Consider the following 705-nt stretch of genomic DNA (forward strand, 5'->3'; position numbering starts at 1 on the left):
CGTGGTGACTGCACCGTTCTATGGGGCGCGGTACCGCTGATCACTTTATCTTGCTGAACCTTCACATTGCTTTTCAATGTAGTGACTGCATCGAACAATTCTATGCTTTCAAGCGTCGACACTTGGGTGGTGTCTTTGATGCGCTCATCGATACCGACAATCAAAGTCGACAGGTCATTCTTGATGGTTTCAGGCTGCTTAGCCGACTTCGTAATATCAAAGCGGTCGCCTTTTTCTAGGTGTGTGATGTCTTTGTTCATCTTCACTGCGCCCGTCACCATCTGCACATTGTGGTGTTGAGTTGGCGTGTCCGGTTTCACTTCACCTAGCAGTAAAGCTTGAGCACTGCGCGAGTTGTCTACCGCTTCATTACCTGAGTTTGGCTCGGCTTGAACACCATCGGCCACCGCATCCACTGACGCAGAAAACAGATCAGCGAACTCAGTTGGATTGGTGCTGAGGCTGCTCACTGCAGAGAACGCTTTGTTGATGGCGTGGTTAATGTCTTGAAGGCTTTCATCTTCAAGCTTTAAGCGGTTGGTGATGTCGACCAACACGTTCAGTGCGCTGATGGCATCATTTTGAACCCGGTGAATGTTCGATACATCCAAGCCTTTAACTTGTTTTGCGAAAGAACGCTTCGACAATCTCTCGACCATGTTGGCCTGCGTTTTTGTGCGAACGGAAGTCGGTGCAGTGATGGAA

1 pseudogene is annotated in these 705 nt (G+C 49.2%); it reads right to left on the reverse strand.

The annotated features are described in order from the left end of the window. Window positions 1-647: pseudogene (locus AB4496_RS29020) on the reverse strand (hypothetical protein); the annotation flags it as partial. Window positions 648-705 lie beyond the last annotated feature (58 nt).

The sequence above is a fragment of the Vibrio sp. 10N.222.46.A1 genome (genome assembly GCF_041473595.1).
GTDB classification, from domain to species: domain Bacteria; phylum Pseudomonadota; class Gammaproteobacteria; order Enterobacterales; family Vibrionaceae; genus Vibrio; species Vibrio tasmaniensis_A.